Below are 15,099 nucleotides of genomic sequence, written 5' to 3'. Positions count from 1 at the left end.
GCAATCCCGGTCACGCTTTCAGTCTCCTATCGCGCGTCGGCCAGGAACGACGCGACATAAACGAGCGGCGCATTCCAGTTGATGGCGATTTCGTTGGACCCATAGGCTTCGATATCGTCGACATAACAGGTCTGCGGCGCGCAGCCGCGCAGCCGCTCCCTGGCGATGTCGTCGACAAAGGTCGAGTTCGGGCCGCCGGCAAGCGAGCCGACGGGCGGATTTGGCAACTGCGGATCGCGCTGACGGGCATACCAGCGGCTGTGCTGGTTCTGCGGCGAGCGGCTGCCATAGCCGGTTATGTAGGAAAGCCCCATCGCGTTGCGCCCGAAGATGTAGTCCATGCCCTCGCGCGCGCCGTCGAGAAAGACCCTGTCGCCGGAGAGATCATAGGCGGCCGACAGTACGACGATGTTCTGCAGCATCAGCTGGTTCGATCCCCAGTCGTAGCGCCTGTTTTCCGGTCGGTAGACAATGCCGAAGCTCTCGGCCTGCTGCGCAGACAAGAGGCGCTGCGCCGCCGACACCACCGAACTGCCGATCGCTTCGCGGTCCGCCGCCGGCAAGGCTTTGCCATAAAGGGCGAGTTGTAGCCGCGCAAAGCCGGCAACATCGCGCCAGTTGAAGGCGCCGCCGGGCGAAAACACATCCGCCTCCCAGAGCGGCGAGGTCCGCAGGGTCTTGAGATATTCGCCGTTGCCGGTCGTCAGATAGAGTTCAGTCGCCGCCCAGAAGAGCTCGTCGGAAATGCTGTCGTCGTCGTAGTCGCCACCGCCGCCGAACCCGTCGGACTTTGGCGCAAGGAGTGCGGGATTGGCATTGGCCGCCACCCACGCCTTGCGCGCCGCCGAAAGCAGCCGGGCGGAAAATGTCGGGTTGTGCTCGGCAAAGAGCCGCGCGCCCTGGGCCGCAACCGCCGCGACATCGAGCGTCGCCGCCGTCGAGGGACGGTAGAGCGCGCGCGGCTGCGGGTCGTCGCCCGGCAGCATCGGTGCGGCGGTCCAGGCCGTATCATGGATCTTGTGGTGCACCATGCCGGCGAGTGGCTCCCCATCCGGGACCATCATCCGCAGCAGGAACTCCAGCTCCCAACGCGCCTCATCCAGAATGTCCGGGAGGCCATTGCCGTTTTCCGGAATGCGCGCCAGCCCGTCGCGGGTCACCGCCGATTTCGGCGCAAAGGTCAGGCCGCGTTCATAGGTCGCAAGCAGTTGGGCGGCAGCCAGCGCGCCGGTCACCGCATATTTGCCGTGGTCGCCGGCGTCATACCAGCCGCCGGTAACGTCCAGTTGGTAGGAACAGGACCAGCCGCCATAGAGCGCGTCGGCCTGCGCGCCGCCAAGACACGGAACCGCCTTGTCGCCCTGGTTCGGCGCGACGCCGACGTGACCGGCCGGCCGGGCATAGGCCTTGCCGGCGACCGCGCCCTTGATCTCGATCCCGCTTCTTTGCGGGTAGAACCAGGACAGCGCATCGACCCGGAGCCGCGTATAGAGATCCTCGCCGATCGAGAAGCGATCGCTCGCCCAGTCGCCGGACACGAGACGATAGCCGTCCCCCGGCGTCTTGAACGCCGAGAAGTCCGCAACCTGCGTCTCGACCCCCGCGGTCGGATCGTAACCGTGGGGCTGCGTCTTGCCCTTGCCGACGATCTTGTCTTTGGAATCCAGCAGTTGAAAATCGATGGGGCGCTTCGCATCGGCGACGAAGGTCGCGCGCTTCGGGCCATCGGTCAGGTAGCCGAGCTGGTTGACGCGAATAGCCGGCCCTTCCGCCGCCCGCCGCGCCGCCGGCGAAGCAGCCCCGGTCGCCACCAGCGAGATGTCGTCGAGGCAGACGCGGCCGCCCTCGCCGCCGCCAAGCGGAAACACGAGCTGCGCTTCTTCCGGTTCCTGGCCTGCGAATTCCGCCGAAAAAAGGCTGCCCTCCGGCGTGCCTTCCACCGTGAATTCGTCCACCGTGGTCCAGGGATCGGCAGCGCGCTGCACCCTCGCCTGGACGCTGCGCGCAGGCTCGGCGAGCACCTTCATCGACAGGCGGTAGATCCGACCGGGCTCGAGCTTCAGGCCGTTGGTGCCGATGAGTTGGCTCCAGGCTTCGCCACCCCGCGCAACCTCAACGCAAAGCCGGCCCCTTTCGCGCGCAAGCGTTAGCCCGTCGCTTGCCCAGAACGTGTCCTGTCCCTTGTCAAAGTGGCCGTCAGCAATCAGTTCGGCGCCCCTTGCCAGGCCCGGCAGGAAGAGCACGGCAATCGCCGCGTGTGCTATCCCGAACCTCGACACGTTTCCAACTCCGAACTCGCCGGTCATCCAAAAGGTGCCACGGAGCCGACAAGCCATGGCAGCAGAGCGTTGCCGCAAACAAGTTAAGCTTGAGAAAAGATCCGGCGGCGCGGCGAAATTTCGCTGTTGCCAAGCCCCGTCCAAGACCCGTCGGCCGGACCGGCGCGAGGCTTGACGCGCCCCGGTGCCCTGATAGTTTGACCAAAGGGTAAAAATATGGGCGGCAACACCGCCCGGACGACAAGAGAGACCGAGGAGAACTGGAATGTCGAACCGCCTTAACACGCCGAACGACCTGCGCGCCTTCTGGATGCCGTTCACTGCGAACCGGCAGTTCAAGAAGGAGCCGCGGATGTTCGTCGGCGCCAAGGACATGCACTACACGACCCATGACGGCCGCACGGTACTGGACGGCACGGCGGGTCTGTGGTGCGTGAACGCCGGCCATTGTCGCCCGAAGATCACCGAGGCGATCCGTGCGCAGGCGGGCGAACTCGACTATGCGCCGGCCTTCCAGCTCGGCCACCCCAAGGCCTTCGAACTGGCAAACCGCCTCGTCGACATCGCGCCCGAGGGCATGAACCACGTTCTCTACACCAACTCCGGCTCGGAATCGGTGGATACGGCGCTGAAGGTGGCACTCGCCTATCACCGCGCCAAGGGTGACGGCTCGCGCTTCCGCCTGATCGGCCGCGAGCGCGGCTATCATGGCGTCAATTTCGGCGGTATCTCGGTCGGCGGCATCGTCTCCAACCGCAAGATGTTCGGCACGCTTCTGACCGGCGTCGACCACATGCCGCATACGCATCTGCCGGCCCAGAATGGCTTTACCCGCGGCGAGCCGGAGCATGGCGGCGATATCGCTACCGAACTGGAGCGTATCGTTACGCTGCATGACGCCTCCACCATCGCCGCCGTCATCGTCGAGCCGGTGGCCGGCTCCACCGGCGTGCTGATCCCGCCGAAGGGCTACCTGCAGAAGCTCCGCGAGATCTGCACCAAGCACGGCATCCTGCTGATTTTCGATGAAGTCATCACCGGTTTCGGCCGCCTCGGCACGCCGTTTGCCGCGCAGTATTTCGACGTCAAGCCGGACATCATCACCACCGCCAAGGGCCTGACCAACGGCGTCATCCCGATGGGCGCGGTCTTCGTCACCTCCGAGATCCATGATGCCTTCATGAATGGCCCGGAGCACATGATCGAGTTCTTCCACGGCTACACCTATTCCGGCAACCCCATCGCGTCGGCAGCCGCCCTTGGCACGCTCGACACCTACAAGGAAGAAGGCCTGCTCACCCGCGCTGCCGAACTCGCGCCCTATTGGGAGGAAGGCCTGCACTCGCTGAGGGACTGCCCGCATGTCATCGACGTCCGCAATCTCGGCCTGATCGGCGCGATCGAGCTGCAGCCGATCGCCGGCGAGCCGACGAAGCGCGCCTTCTCCGCCTTCCTCAAGGCCTATGAGAGCGGTCTGTTGATCCGCACCACCGGCGACATCATTGCGCTGTCGCCGCCGCTAATTATTTCCAAGGCCGAGATCGACGAGCTCTTCGGTAAGCTGCGCGCGGTTCTCAACAGCAATATCTAAGCGGGCCTCACCGAGACCATCAGAACCCTTTCCCCGGCAACGGGGGAAGGGTTACTCTTATCTGCAACAATGAAACCAGGCGTCGTCCCACCGAGAGAACATCCGGGGCGCGTATAAGAAATGGAGTTGCCTCATGTCCGAAGGGCTGGAACGCTATATCGATCAGGGCGTCGGACGCGAGCCCGCAGACATCGTCCTGAAGGGCGGGCGGTTCTTCGATCTCGTCACCGGCGAACTCGTCGCCTCCGACATCGCGATCTCGGGCGACCGCATCGTCGGCACCTTCGGCAGCTACGAGGGGCGCGAGGAAATCGACATCACCGGCCGCATCGTCGTGCCGGGCTTCATCGACACCCATCTGCACATCGAATCCTCGCTGGTCACGCCGCACGAGTTCGACCGTTGCGTCCTGCCGCTCGGCATCACCACCGTCGTCTGCGACCCGCACGAGATCGCCAACGTACTCGGCACCGAGGGCATCGAGTATTTCCTGGATTCGGCGCTCGAAACGATCATGGATATCCGCGTCCAGCTTTCCTCCTGCGTACCGGCGACCCATCTGGAAACGTCGGGCGCCGACCTGCCGATCGAAAGGCTCCTGCCCTTCCGCCACCATCCGAAAGTCATCGGCCTTGCCGAGTTCATGAACTTCCCCGGCGTGGTTCACAAGGATCCGGTCTGCCTTGCCAAGCTCGAGGCCTTCCAGGGCGCGCATATCGACGGCCACGCGCCGCTGCTGTCGGGCAAGGACCTGAACGGCTATCTCGCAGCCGGCATCCGCACCGACCATGAATGCACCAGCGCTGAAGAAGCGATGGAGAAGATCCGCAAGGGCATGCACATCCTCGTGCGCGAGGGTTCGGTCTCCAAGGACCTGCATGCGCTGATGCCGATCATCACCGAGCGGCTATCGCCGCACCTCGCGCTCTGCACCGATGATCGCAATCCGCTTGACATCGCCGAGCAGGGTCACCTCGACCACATGATCCGCACGGCCATATCCGCTGGCGTCGAGCCGCTGGCGATCTATCGCGCCGCATCGATTTCGGCCGCCCGCGCCTTCGGCCTACGCGACCGCGGCCTCGTCGCCCCCGGCTGGCGCGCCGATCTCGTGGTCATCGACAGCCTGGAAAACTGCAAGGCCGAGACGGTGTTTTCCGGTGGCCGGCGCGTCACCGACGCGCTCTTTGCCACCCGCAATCCGGTCGCCCCGGTCGGGCTCGACAGCGTCAGGGCGGGCCACGTGCACGCCAGCGCCTTCGGCATTCCGGTCGCTGACGGCGACACCTCGGTCATCGGCGTTCTGCCGGGCAAGATCATTACCGAGCACCGCCGCTATCGCCTGCCCGCCGTCGGCAACCAGACGGGAGTCGATCTCGGCCGCGACATCATCAAGGTCGCAGTCATCGAGCGCCACGGCGTCAACGGCAACCATGCCAATGGCTTCGTTCAAGGCTTCGGGCTGAAGAAGGGTGCGATTGCCTCGACCGTCGGCCATGACAGCCACAACATCTGCGTCGTCGGCGTCAACGACGAGGACATGGCGATTGCCGCCAACAGGCTCGGTGAAATCAAGGGCGGCTTCGTCGTCGTCGAGGATGGCAAGGTGACCGGCGAGATCGCGCTGCCGGTGGCAGGCCTGATGAGCCTCGAACCCTACGAGAGCGTGCGCGACACGCTGCACCATCTGAGGCAGGCCGCCTTCGCGCTCGGCGCGACGCTGGACGAGCCGTTCCTGCAGCTCGCCTTCCTGCCGCTGCCGGTCATCCCGCATCTGAAGATCTCGGATCGCGGGCTGGTCGATGTCGACAAGTTCATGCTGATCGGGTGATTGGCCGCAGTGCTCAGTTGTCGGCCACGGCGGGCGAGAGTTCCTTGCGGAAATAGACGACGCGCTCCGTCTCCTCGAAGCCGAGCGCCATGTGCAGGCTCTGGCTTCTGAGATTGTCGGTCGCCGTGTCGGAGGCAAGCTCCTGGCAGCCCCGGCTCGTTGCCCAGCGTTCGACCGCGGTGATCAGGGCGCGCGCCACCCCGCGGCGGCGGTAGGCTGGCAACACGTAAATGCCTTCGAGGAAGCCGACGGGCGCGGTCTCGCAGCCGTTGACATAATCGTGGCGGATCGACGCTTCGGCGAAACCGGCAGCAACGCCGGCTTCGTCCTCGCACAGGAACGAAGCATAGCGGTCGCCCTCCGCAAGACAGGATTCGACCTCGGCGCGATGATCCGCGGCGGGGGTATCCGGCCAGAGCGCCACACGCATCTCGACCCAGCGGCCGATGGCCTCGTCATCCATCAACAATACGCGCATCAGTATTTCCCTGCGAAGGCCGACAGTCCGGCAACCCTGATGCTACCGGCTTCCAGCCGCGCCGGATATCCGGGCAATTCCAGGGGCTCGACCGCAGCGGGCGCCGGAAACTCCAGGGGTTCCCGGGTGAGGTTGAAGACAAAGAGCAGCCGTTCGCCGGCCTTCTCGCGTACAAAGGCGAGCAGGTCGCTGTTGGTGTCGAGGAACCGCATCGTACCATCGCTGAGCGCTGGCTGCGATCGGCGGAAGGCGAGCGTCGCCCTATAGTGATCGAGCACCGTGTCACCGGCTTGCTGGGCGTCGACCGACAGGCGCCGATGGTCCTCGGGCACCGGCAGCCACGGCTTGCCGCCGGTGAAACCGGCATTCACAGCGTTCTCTTCCCAAACCATCGGTGTGCGGCATCCGTCGCGGCCCTTGTAGGAGGGCCAGAAACGAATGCCATAGGGGTCGCGCAGGTCCTCGAAGGCCAGCTCGGCCTCCGGCAACCCCAGTTCCTCGCCCTGATAAAGGCAGATCGAGCCGCGCAAGGCGGAAAGCAGCGTGATCGCCAGCCGCGCCACGCTCTCCCTCTCTGCTTCGTTGCGGGCAAAGCGGCTGACATGGCGTGTCACGTCGTGGTTGGAAAAGGCCCAGCAGACCCAGCCGTCGGTCACCGCCTTCTGGAAGTTCTCGACGCAGCGGCGGATATGGGCCGCGGTGAAGTCCGGGCCCAGGAGGTCAAAGGTGTAGCACATGTTGAGCTTGTCGCCGCCGCTGGTATAGGCGGCCACGGTCTTCAGCGAACGGGCGCCGTCGCCCACTTCACCGACGGTCATACGGCCCTCGTAGCGATCGAGCAAAGCCCGGAACCGCGCAAGGAAGGCGATGTTTTCCGCCTGGCTCTTGTCGTAGAGATGATCCTGCATGCCATAGGGGTTCACGTCAGGTGCATCGTTGCTGGTTGCATCCGGATCGGGAATGAGCGGCGGGTTGTCCCGCAGATGCTTGTCGTGGAAGTAGAAGTTCACCGTATCGAGGCGGAAGCCGTCGACACCGCGGTCGAGCCAGAAGCGGGCGGCATCGAGCACCGCGTCCTGAACTTCAGGATTGTGGAAGTTGAGGTCCGGCTGCGAGCCCAGGAAGTTGTGCATGTAATACTGCTTGCGCACGCCGTCCCACTCCCAGGCCGGCCCGCCGAAGATCGACAGCCAGTTGTTGGGCGCCGTGCCGTCCGGCTTCGGATCGGCCCAGACATACCAGTCCGCTTTCGCGTTGGTTCGGCTGGAGCGGCTTTCGATAAACCAGGGATGGCGATCGGCCGTGTGCGAGATCACCTGGTCGATGATCACCTTCAGGCCGAGACGATGGGCCGCGCCAAGCATCTCGTCGAAATCGGCGAGCGTTCCGAACATCGGATCGACGTCGCAGTAATCAGACACGTCGTAGCCCATGTCAGCCTGCGGCGAGGTGAAGAACGGCGACAGCCAGATCGCATCGACGCCCAGCGAGGCGATATGCGGCAGCCTGCGGGTAACGCCTTTGAGATCGCCGATGCCGTCGTCGTCGGTATCCTGGAACGAGCGCGGATAGACCTGATAGATCACCGCACCGCGCCACCAATCGTCACCCGATACCTGCCGAGACGCCATGTAAGCCCCCTGAAGACGGTCTGTCGCGCAAAGGTGTAGCGTTGCCCGGCGTCGGAGTAAACGCTGTTCGCCGCCACGCGCCGGTCGCCGCCAAATCGACCAGAAACTATCTCTTGCCGAGAACGGTCGAGACCCTTATCCCGTCTCAGGCGAAATCTTGTGAGGAGGAAAATCGTTGGCCGGAAAGATGCTTGCGATCGGGGAATGCATGGTCGAGCTCATGCAGGCAGAAGGCGGGCTGCTGCGCAAAGGTTACGCCGGCGATACCTTCAACGCCGCCTATTATGCACGGCTCTTCATGCCCTCGGATTGGACCGTCGCCTATTGCTCCGCCGTTGGCACCGACACGGTCTCCGACGAGATGCTGGCCTTCATGGCGGAGAAACAGATCGACACGTCTGCCGTCCGCCGCATTGAGAACCGCTCGGCTGGCCTCTACATGATCCATCTGAAGGACGGCGAGCGCAGCTTCTCCTACTGGCGCTCGCACTCGGCAGCCAAGCTGCTTGCCGACGATGCCGAGCACCTCAGACGCGCGATCGAAAGCTCCGACCTCATCCTCTTCTCCGGCATCACGCTGGCGATCCTTGCACCCGATGCGGTGGAAACGCTGCTGTCGGAACTGCGCCGCGCCAAGGCCTCGGGCAAAACGGTGGTCTTCGACCCGAACATTCGCCCGCGTCTCTGGGACGATGCCGAGCGCATGCGCCGCACGCTGACCGACGGTGCCCGCGCCGCCACCCTGGTCATGCCGAGCTTCGACGACGAGATCACCCATTTCGGCGATGCTTCGATCGAAGCCACGATTACCCGTTACAAGAGCCTCGGCGCGGCCAATGTCGTGGTCAAGGACGGGGAAAAGGGTGTGACGCTCGCCTTCGGCGATGCCGCAGTTCAGCATGTACCGGCAACCCCGGTCGAGCGCGTCGTCGATACCACCAGCGCCGGCGACAGCTTCAACGGCGCCTTCGTCTCCCGCCTGGTGGCGGGCGACAAACCAGCCCAGGCAGCTGCCTTTGCGGCAAGCGTCGCTGCCGGCGTCATCGGCCATCACGGTGCGCTGGTCCCCAGGGAAAAGCTGCCTGCGGCTTAAGTGACGCCGCGTTTTCCGAAAAGAGCTTTGCGCCCGCCAAAATCTCCGTCATTCCTGTGCCTGTCACAGGAATCTAGCCAGCCCAAGTCCTTGGGCTGAAAGGCTTTTCTGACCCGACGGACGTCGGGTTGCTGGATCCCCGCCACAAGGGCGAGGATGAGGGAGAACGAGGTTACCCTCCCGCTAGAGAACCTTAGCCTTATTCAAGGTTTGCAGGCAGTCTTCCTGCCGCCTGAGCGGCATGGTCGATTTCTCTTTAGCGGCGCTTCTTCGCCTTGGATTCGTACGGGTTGTCGCCCGAGCGGAAATGCATGCGGATCGGCACGCCCGGCAGGTCGAAATCGTTGCGCAGGCCGTTAATCAGGTAGCGGATGTAGGATTCCGGCAGCGCGTCGGGGCGCGTGCAGGAGATCATGAAGCCCGGCGGGCGGGCCTTCACCTGGGTCATGTACTTGAGCTTCAGGCGGCGACCGGACACGGCCGGTGGCGGATGCTGGATCGTCTGCGATTCCAGCCAGCGGTTAAGCCGCGCGGTCGAGATGCGGCGGTTCCAGGTCTTGTCGGTATCGATGATCGCCTGCATCAGCCGGTCGAGACCGTAGCCGGTGTGGCCGGAGATCGGCACGGCGCGGATGCCGCGCGCCTGCGGCAGCAGCCGCTCAGTCTTTTCGCGAAGATCGGCAAGCACCGTCTGCCAGTCCTCGACGAGGTCCCATTTGTTGAAAGCGAGCACCGCCGCCCGGCCTTCGCGCAGGACGAGGTCGACGATCTGCAGGTCCTGCTTCTCGAAGGGAATGGTCGCATCGAAGACGATGACGACCGTTTCGGCAAAGCGGATGGCGCGCAGCGCGTCTGCGACGGAGAGCTTTTCGAGCTTCTCCTGCACCTTGGCCTTGCGGCGCATGCCGGCGGTGTCGAACATCTTGATGGTGCGACCGCGCCAGTCCCATTCGACCGAGATGGAATCGCGGGTGATGCCGGCTTCCGGGCCGGTCAACAGGCGGTCTTCGCCGAGGAAGCGATTGATCAGCGTCGACTTGCCGGCGTTCGGACGACCGACGATCGCCACGCGCAGCGGCTTGGTCTCGTCATAGGCCTCGGCCTCTTCCTCTTCACCATCTTCGTCCTTGAACGTCGGGCGCAGATCGATATCGGTTTCGGCCACGTCGTCTTCCGGCGGGTAGGCCCGGTCTTCGCCGATCGCAGCGACGATCGCGTCGCGCAGATCGAGCATGCCCTGGCCGTGCTCGGCCGAAATCGGGCAAGGCTCGCCAAGGCCGAGCGTGAACGCATCGTAGAAGCCGCCGTCCGAGCCGCGCGCTTCCGATTTGTTGGCGACCAGCACCACCGGCTTGCCGCGGCGGCGGAGCATTTCGGCAAGCGTCTCGTCGGCCGGCGTCAGGCCGCCCTTGGCGTCCACCAGGAACAGCGAAAGATCGGCTTCGTCGATCGCGGCCTCGGTCTGCGCCCACATGCGCCCCTGCAGCGTGTCGGGTCCAGATTGCTCGAGACCGGCCGTATCGATGATGCGGAAGCGCAGATCGATCAGCTTGGCATCGCCCGGGCGACGGTCGCGAGTGACACCCGGCGTGTCGTCGACGAGCGCCAGCTTCTTGCCGACCAGACGGTTGAACAAGGTGGACTTGCCGACATTGGGACGCCCGACGATGGCGACGGTGAAGCTCATGGATCTATCCGTTTCCGCTTGGAGCGCCGCTGCCAACAAGGCGTCTGCGCTCATAATTCGTTCTCTGCCGCATCCGGCAGCGACAGTTCCAGCCGGAACTGTTCCGATTGTACTCGGCAATCCCGAACGCAAAACCGCTTAAGCACTTTTGCTGGAACTGCCTTGTCTTTCGCAGTTCCGGACGCAAAACCGCTTAAGCACTTTTGCTGGAACTGCTTTAAACGCTTTAGCGCACAATCCCAAGGTCGAGACCGACATTGGGATCATGCGCTGATTCGAAGGGGTCTTGCACCCTGTGCCCATCGCGGCGGGGATAGGCTGCTGTTGTCTTAGGCCTTGCCGCTGGCGGCGATCACGTCGAGCAGCATCTGCGCGCGACCGGTGACGTTGCGCGGGCTCTGCGCATCGTCGACGATCTGCTGGAACCAGGTCTTCGCCTTGGCGTAGTCGCCGGACTTGTAGGCAGCGAGGCCAAGAGCCTCACGCGCCGAGTGGCGCATGTTGTTCTGCGGCGTTGCAAGCTGCTCGACCTCGGCCGAAACCTGGTCGTAGCTGCCGGTGTCGACCAGAAGGTAGGCTGCACGCAGGCGCGCTGCCTCCTGAATAGCCGTCGGAACGCTGCCGTCCTTGCCGATGGCGGAGAACGCCTTGGCAGCCGCGTCGGCCTCGCCCTTCTGCGCCTGCAGCGTGGCGGCGCGCAGACGCGCCAGCACCGGATAGGCGCCGTAGCCGTCCTTCTCCAGCGTGTTCAAGGCGGTGAGCGCCTCGTCCGTCTTGTTTTCCTTGGCGAGGTTGAGCGCCTGCAAGAACGCATCCCCCGACTTCGAGGAGGCGCCATCCTGCCAGTAGTCGAAGCCGACCTTGCCGATGGTGCCGAGAACGATGAGCACGGCGATCGCCACGATGACGCCGCCGAAGCGGGCCCAGATGCTCTTCATCTGGTCGGAACGCAGTTCCTCATTGACCTCGCGGATAAAGCTGTCGTCTTGGTTCGCCATCTATTGCCCCGGCTTTGCCTGCACACTGGCCCGCCGCGCCAACGGTCTGATGACGATCGGCGGAACGGACACTCTCAAACTGTTCGAGCATGCACGACGGGTCCTTTGCCGCACCCGCCGCACTCTCATGGATTTTGCGCCTTCTACCCGATTTTGCGGCGCTTGTAAGGGGGCCGACGCGATTTAGAGCGCCGATGGCCGCCACGAGGCCGCCTCTGTCGCTCTAAATTTTCTGTTACTGCAGTTCCCGGCGCAAAGCGCTGCGCATTTTTGCCGGAAATTGCGTCAGCCCATGACGACCGGCGCAACGCCGATCAACCATTCGTGCAGCTTCCAGACGAAGAGCACGTAGGCGACAAGCCCGATGATGACGGCGAGCACGTCGTTGGAGGCCGACTTGAACACCGGCAGCACGCGTTCGCCTGCCCGCTCGCGGCGTTTCAGCGAGATGCGCAGAATCACCGCCCAGGCGAGAAACGAGCCGAACAGCAGGACGGAGGACGTCTCGCCATTGGCGAGCAGATGCGCCAGCGCCCAGATCTTGATCGACAGCACCTGCGGATGCTTGACCGCAACCGCGATGCGCCCGGCCGGGAGGAAGCCGGCAGCAAGGAAGATGAACGCAAAGAGCATCAGCAGCAGCGCGATGTGGCGCATGAATACGGGCGGATCGTAGAGCATGCCCGTTTCGCTGCGGGCCTGGCCGAAGCCATAGATGATCAGACAGAGGCCGATGAGGCTGAGGATTGCATAGATCCCCATCCAGGTGCCCTTGCCGCGGCTCTCGATGACGCCGGCGCGGAAACCGGGCGCGACGACGCGGATGAGATGCAGGCCGAGAAAAAGAATGATGCCGAGAACGAGTATCGCCATGGGGCCACCGCTTTGTTCGAGTATCGGGCAAACTCAGCGCCGCGCGTCGGAAAAGACGGGAGCCGGCCGCTGAAGCCTGTTGATTTCCAGTGTCTTCGGTTCCCGGACCGATTCCGCCCAGGTTGCTATGGAGTAGCCTTGATGGCGCGTTTTTTCCAGACCGATCAAAGGATTGCCGCATTTTCGAACCATTTGCGACAAAACCAAAACAGTGCAGTTGATCATGATCCGTATTCCGCTTGCCCTCTCGCTCGCCCTTCTTCCCGCTCTTGCCAGGGCCGAGCCGGCGTCGCCGGCCACTACGCCCGCCGGCGACAAGCAGCTGGTGATCGTCTCGTTCGACGGCGCACATGACAACGCGCTTTGGGAAAAGAGCCTGGCGATGGCCAAGCGCACCGGTGCGCATTTCACCTATTTCCTCTCCTGCACCTTCCTGATGACCCGGGCTGACGGCAAGACGCTTTACAAGCCGCCGGGCCAGAAGGCGGGCCGCTCGAATGTCGGCTTCGCCCAGAGCCGCGAGGAGATCGCGGCGCGCGCCGGTCACATCTGGCAGGCCCATCTCGACGGTCACGATATCGCCAGCCACGCCTGCGGCCACTTCGACGGCAAGGGCTGGAGCAAGGCCGACTGGGAAAGCGAGTTTTCGACGTTCGACACGGCGCTCAAAGACGCCTGGAAGAAGACTGGCACGCCCGAGGCCGAGCCTCAGGGCTGGGCGGATTTCGCCAAGGCCGGCGTCAAGGGCTTCCGCGCGCCCTATCTTTCGCTGAGCGATGGCCTGGTGCCGGCGCTGAAGGAGTGGGGCTTCACCTATGACGCGAGCCTGGTGACCAAGGGCCCGGGCTGGCCGTCGGAGAAGGACGGTCTGCCGCGCTTCGGCCTGCCGCTGATCCCCGAGGGACCGTCGCAGCGCCCGGTCATCGGCATGGACTACAATCTCTTCGTCCGCCACTCCATGGGCGTCGAGAACAAGAAGGACAGCGCCCGCTTCGAGGAACGCACCTACGAGGCCTACAAGAAAGCCTTCGACCGCGAATATACCGGCGACCGCATCCCGCTGCAGCTCGGTTTCCATTTCGTCGAAATGAACGGCGGCGCCTACTGGCGCGCGCTTGACCGCCTGCTGAGCGAAGTCTGCGGCAAGGCCGACGTCGCCTGCGTCAGCTACGCCCAGGCGTTGCCCCTGATCGAGCAGGCAAAAAAGAAGGCGGGTCGCTCCGCCTTCTGATTTTCGTAGCTTTTGGTCTGGTTCAGGCCAGTTCCTCTTCGCCACCGACCTCGACGAACTTCTTGTCGATTTCGGGCAGTGGCTCGTCGTCGATCGTCGCCTCGAACGCGCGCAGGCGCTTGTAGATCGACAGGAGCTCGACGATCGTCGGCCAGGAAGAAACCAGGTACTGGAATGACGAGGTAACCTGGCCGAAGGCGCCGGAGATCTGGTTCAACGCGCCGAGCGTGATCTTGCCGGCGATAATCGACGGCGCCAGGATAAGCAGCGAGAAGATGTTGTTGATCTGCAGGTAGAAGATGCGGGCAATATTGAAATAGAGATAGTGGAAGTAGAGCCGGAAATAGTTACGGCGCACGTTCTCGAAAAGGTCGGCAACGGTCGGCGGCTGGGCTCGGTCGGCATGATCTTCGCCGTACACCAGCTCTTTGCGGTAGGCCGCCTCGACGCGCTGATTGCGGAATTCGAGCCCCGGCAGTTTGATACCGACGACGGCAAGAAACACGGTGCCGAACAGCGACCAAAGCACCGCGGCGGTCACCAGCGGATAGGGAATGGCGCCAACGATCGGCAGTTCGGTGACGTTGGCGGACAACCGGATCAGCACGGGCGTGAAGGCGATCAGGGTCATGACGCTGTCGATGAGGCTGACACCGAGACCTTCCACGGTCGTGGAAAAGCGCATCGTGTCTTCCTGCACACGCTGCGAGGCGCCTTCGATGTGGCGCAGCTTGCCCCAGTGGGCCATGTAGTATTCGTTCATCGCCGTGCGCCAACGGAAGATATAGTGGCTGACGAAGAAGCGGGTCATGACGGCCACGGCGACGGCAACAAGCGCGATCGCGAGGAAGACCGCGATCTCGCCGTAGAACTCTTCTGCCGTGACGACCTTTGACTTGGAAACCGCCGCCTGGATCAGGTCCCAGAACGGCCCATACCAGTTGTTGATGGCGACGCTGACCTGCACCTGAAAATAGGTGACGAAAAGTATGAGGGCCGATCCGAGGATCGACCAGTTCTGCCAGCGATGCGGTGAGTAGACGTACCAGAACGCCGCAAATAACCCCGTGACCAGCGCGAAGTAGATGTAGAACCAGAGGAAGGCCGGAGACCAGAAGGCGGAAATGCCGACGATCGGCGGCGCGTCGGACGGCAAGGGCGGCATGCCGAAGACTGCGCCCAGCTGCTCACCTTCCCCATACCAGAAGGCGATGGCAATCAGCGACCAGACGACAAAGGAAATGAAGAAGAGCTTCGGCTTCGGAAAGAAGGATAGGAACAAGTGCGGCACTCTCGTTTCGGCGGAGACGAACAACTCGCCTCCCGAAGCGCCGAAACTAGGGCAAAGCGCCGCCGCCAACAATCGGGTAATGTAAACGTTACTGTTATTTCATCCAGGCGAGCGCC

The 15,099-nt window shown here is 63.6% G+C and carries 12 protein-coding genes; 4 read left to right on the top strand and 8 right to left on the bottom strand.

The window, feature by feature from the left end; genetic code table 11:
* Positions 1-26: 26 nt before the first annotated feature.
* Positions 27-2,279 carry a glycoside hydrolase family 9 protein gene (locus tag OKW20_RS16995; protein WP_429173745.1) on the bottom strand — a complete coding sequence of 751 codons (2,253 nt, stop codon included), beginning with the start codon at positions 2,277-2,279 and terminating at the stop codon, positions 27-29.
* A 265-nt stretch (positions 2,280-2,544) separates the two neighbouring features.
* Between OKW20_RS16995 and OKW20_RS16990 the strand changes: the two genes are divergently transcribed.
* Together OKW20_RS16990 and ade are read left to right on the top strand one after the other, a co-directional pair.
* On the top strand, positions 2,545-3,870 hold the full coding sequence (locus tag OKW20_RS16990; protein WP_429173743.1) for an aspartate aminotransferase family protein: 1,326 nt from the start codon (positions 2,545-2,547) through the stop codon (positions 3,868-3,870).
* A 133-nt stretch (positions 3,871-4,003) separates the two neighbouring features.
* Positions 4,004-5,701, top strand: a complete 1,698-nt coding sequence (gene ade / locus OKW20_RS16985) for an adenine deaminase (protein ID WP_429173741.1) — start codon at positions 4,004-4,006, stop codon at positions 5,699-5,701.
* 13 nt (positions 5,702-5,714) lie between these two features.
* Here the strand turns inward: ade and aac(6') are convergent, their stop codons facing one another.
* On the bottom strand, positions 5,715-6,179 hold the full coding sequence (gene aac(6'), locus OKW20_RS16980) for an aminoglycoside 6'-N-acetyltransferase (protein ID WP_429173740.1): 465 nt from the start codon (positions 6,177-6,179) through the stop codon (positions 5,715-5,717).
* The gene (locus OKW20_RS16975; protein WP_429173738.1) at positions 6,179-7,810 is read right to left on the bottom strand and encodes an alpha-glucosidase family protein; all 1,632 of its coding nucleotides are present in this window, start codon (positions 7,808-7,810) and stop codon (positions 6,179-6,181) included. The genes aac(6') and OKW20_RS16975 overlap by 1 nt, the downstream gene beginning before the upstream one ends.
* 175 nt (positions 7,811-7,985) lie before the next feature.
* Here OKW20_RS16975 and OKW20_RS16970 point away from each other — a divergent pair, with 175 nt between their 5' ends.
* A complete protein-coding gene (locus OKW20_RS16970) occupies positions 7,986-8,903 on the top strand; it encodes a sugar kinase (protein ID WP_429173736.1) in 918 nt (305 codons plus the stop codon).
* A gap of 256 nt (positions 8,904-9,159) precedes the next feature.
* Here the strand turns inward: OKW20_RS16970 and der are convergent, their stop codons facing one another.
* The 4 genes from der to OKW20_RS16950 form a co-directional block, all read right to left on the bottom strand.
* Complete coding sequence (der, locus tag OKW20_RS16965) at positions 9,160-10,590, bottom strand: ribosome biogenesis GTPase Der (protein WP_429173735.1); 1,431 nt, start codon at positions 10,588-10,590, stop codon at positions 9,160-9,162.
* 329 nt (positions 10,591-10,919) lie between these two features.
* Positions 10,920-11,588: a tetratricopeptide repeat protein gene (locus OKW20_RS16960; protein ID WP_429116061.1), complete on the bottom strand. Its 669-nt coding sequence runs from the start codon at positions 11,586-11,588 to the stop codon at positions 10,920-10,922.
* A 285-nt stretch (positions 11,589-11,873) separates the two neighbouring features.
* Positions 11,874-12,461, bottom strand: a complete 588-nt coding sequence (locus OKW20_RS16955) for an NnrU family protein (protein WP_043623814.1) — start codon at positions 12,459-12,461, stop codon at positions 11,874-11,876.
* Between the two features lie 33 nt (positions 12,462-12,494).
* Positions 12,495-12,686: a hypothetical protein gene (locus OKW20_RS16950; RefSeq protein WP_429173733.1), complete on the bottom strand. Its 192-nt coding sequence runs from the start codon at positions 12,684-12,686 to the stop codon at positions 12,495-12,497.
* On the opposite strand from OKW20_RS16950, the gene OKW20_RS16945 reads away from it, so the two are divergent.
* Positions 12,685-13,692: a polysaccharide deacetylase family protein gene (locus OKW20_RS16945; protein ID WP_429173732.1), complete on the top strand. Its 1,008-nt coding sequence runs from the start codon at positions 12,685-12,687 to the stop codon at positions 13,690-13,692. The genes OKW20_RS16950 and OKW20_RS16945 overlap by 2 nt on opposite strands.
* 22 nt (positions 13,693-13,714) lie before the next feature.
* Here the strand turns inward: OKW20_RS16945 and sbmA are convergent, their stop codons facing one another.
* Entirely contained in the window at positions 13,715-14,974 is a 1,260-nt protein-coding gene (sbmA, locus tag OKW20_RS16940) for a peptide antibiotic transporter SbmA (RefSeq protein ID WP_429173730.1), read from the bottom strand.
* Between the last annotated feature and the right edge of the window lie 125 nt (positions 14,975-15,099).

Source organism: Ensifer sp. LBL, assembly GCF_050435225.1.
GTDB lineage: Bacteria > Pseudomonadota > Alphaproteobacteria > Rhizobiales > Rhizobiaceae > Ensifer.
Note: the sequence above shows the minus strand (reverse complement) of the source record. Positions and strands in the feature narration are given on the sequence as shown.

Coding starts and splice junctions, on each gene's coding strand:
- OKW20_RS16990 (WP_429173743.1), top strand. CDS start 2,545: ATGTCGAACCGCCTTAACACGCCGAACGACCTGCGCGCCTTCTGGATG.
- ade (WP_429173741.1), top strand. CDS start 4,004: ATGTCCGAAGGGCTGGAACGCTATATCGATCAGGGCGTCGGACGCGAG.
- OKW20_RS16975 (WP_429173738.1), bottom strand. CDS start 7,810: ATGGCGTCTCGGCAGGTATCGGGTGACGATTGGTGGCGCGGTGCGGTG.
- der (WP_429173735.1), bottom strand. CDS start 10,590: ATGAGCTTCACCGTCGCCATCGTCGGGCGTCCCAATGTCGGCAAGTCC.
- OKW20_RS16960 (WP_429116061.1), bottom strand. CDS start 11,588: ATGGCGAACCAAGACGACAGCTTTATCCGCGAGGTCAATGAGGAACTG.
- OKW20_RS16955 (WP_043623814.1), bottom strand. CDS start 12,461: ATGGCGATACTCGTTCTCGGCATCATTCTTTTTCTCGGCCTGCATCTC.
- OKW20_RS16945 (WP_429173732.1), top strand. CDS start 12,685: ATGATCCGTATTCCGCTTGCCCTCTCGCTCGCCCTTCTTCCCGCTCTT.
- OKW20_RS16950 (WP_429173733.1), bottom strand. CDS start 12,686: ATGATCAACTGCACTGTTTTGGTTTTGTCGCAAATGGTTCGAAAATGC.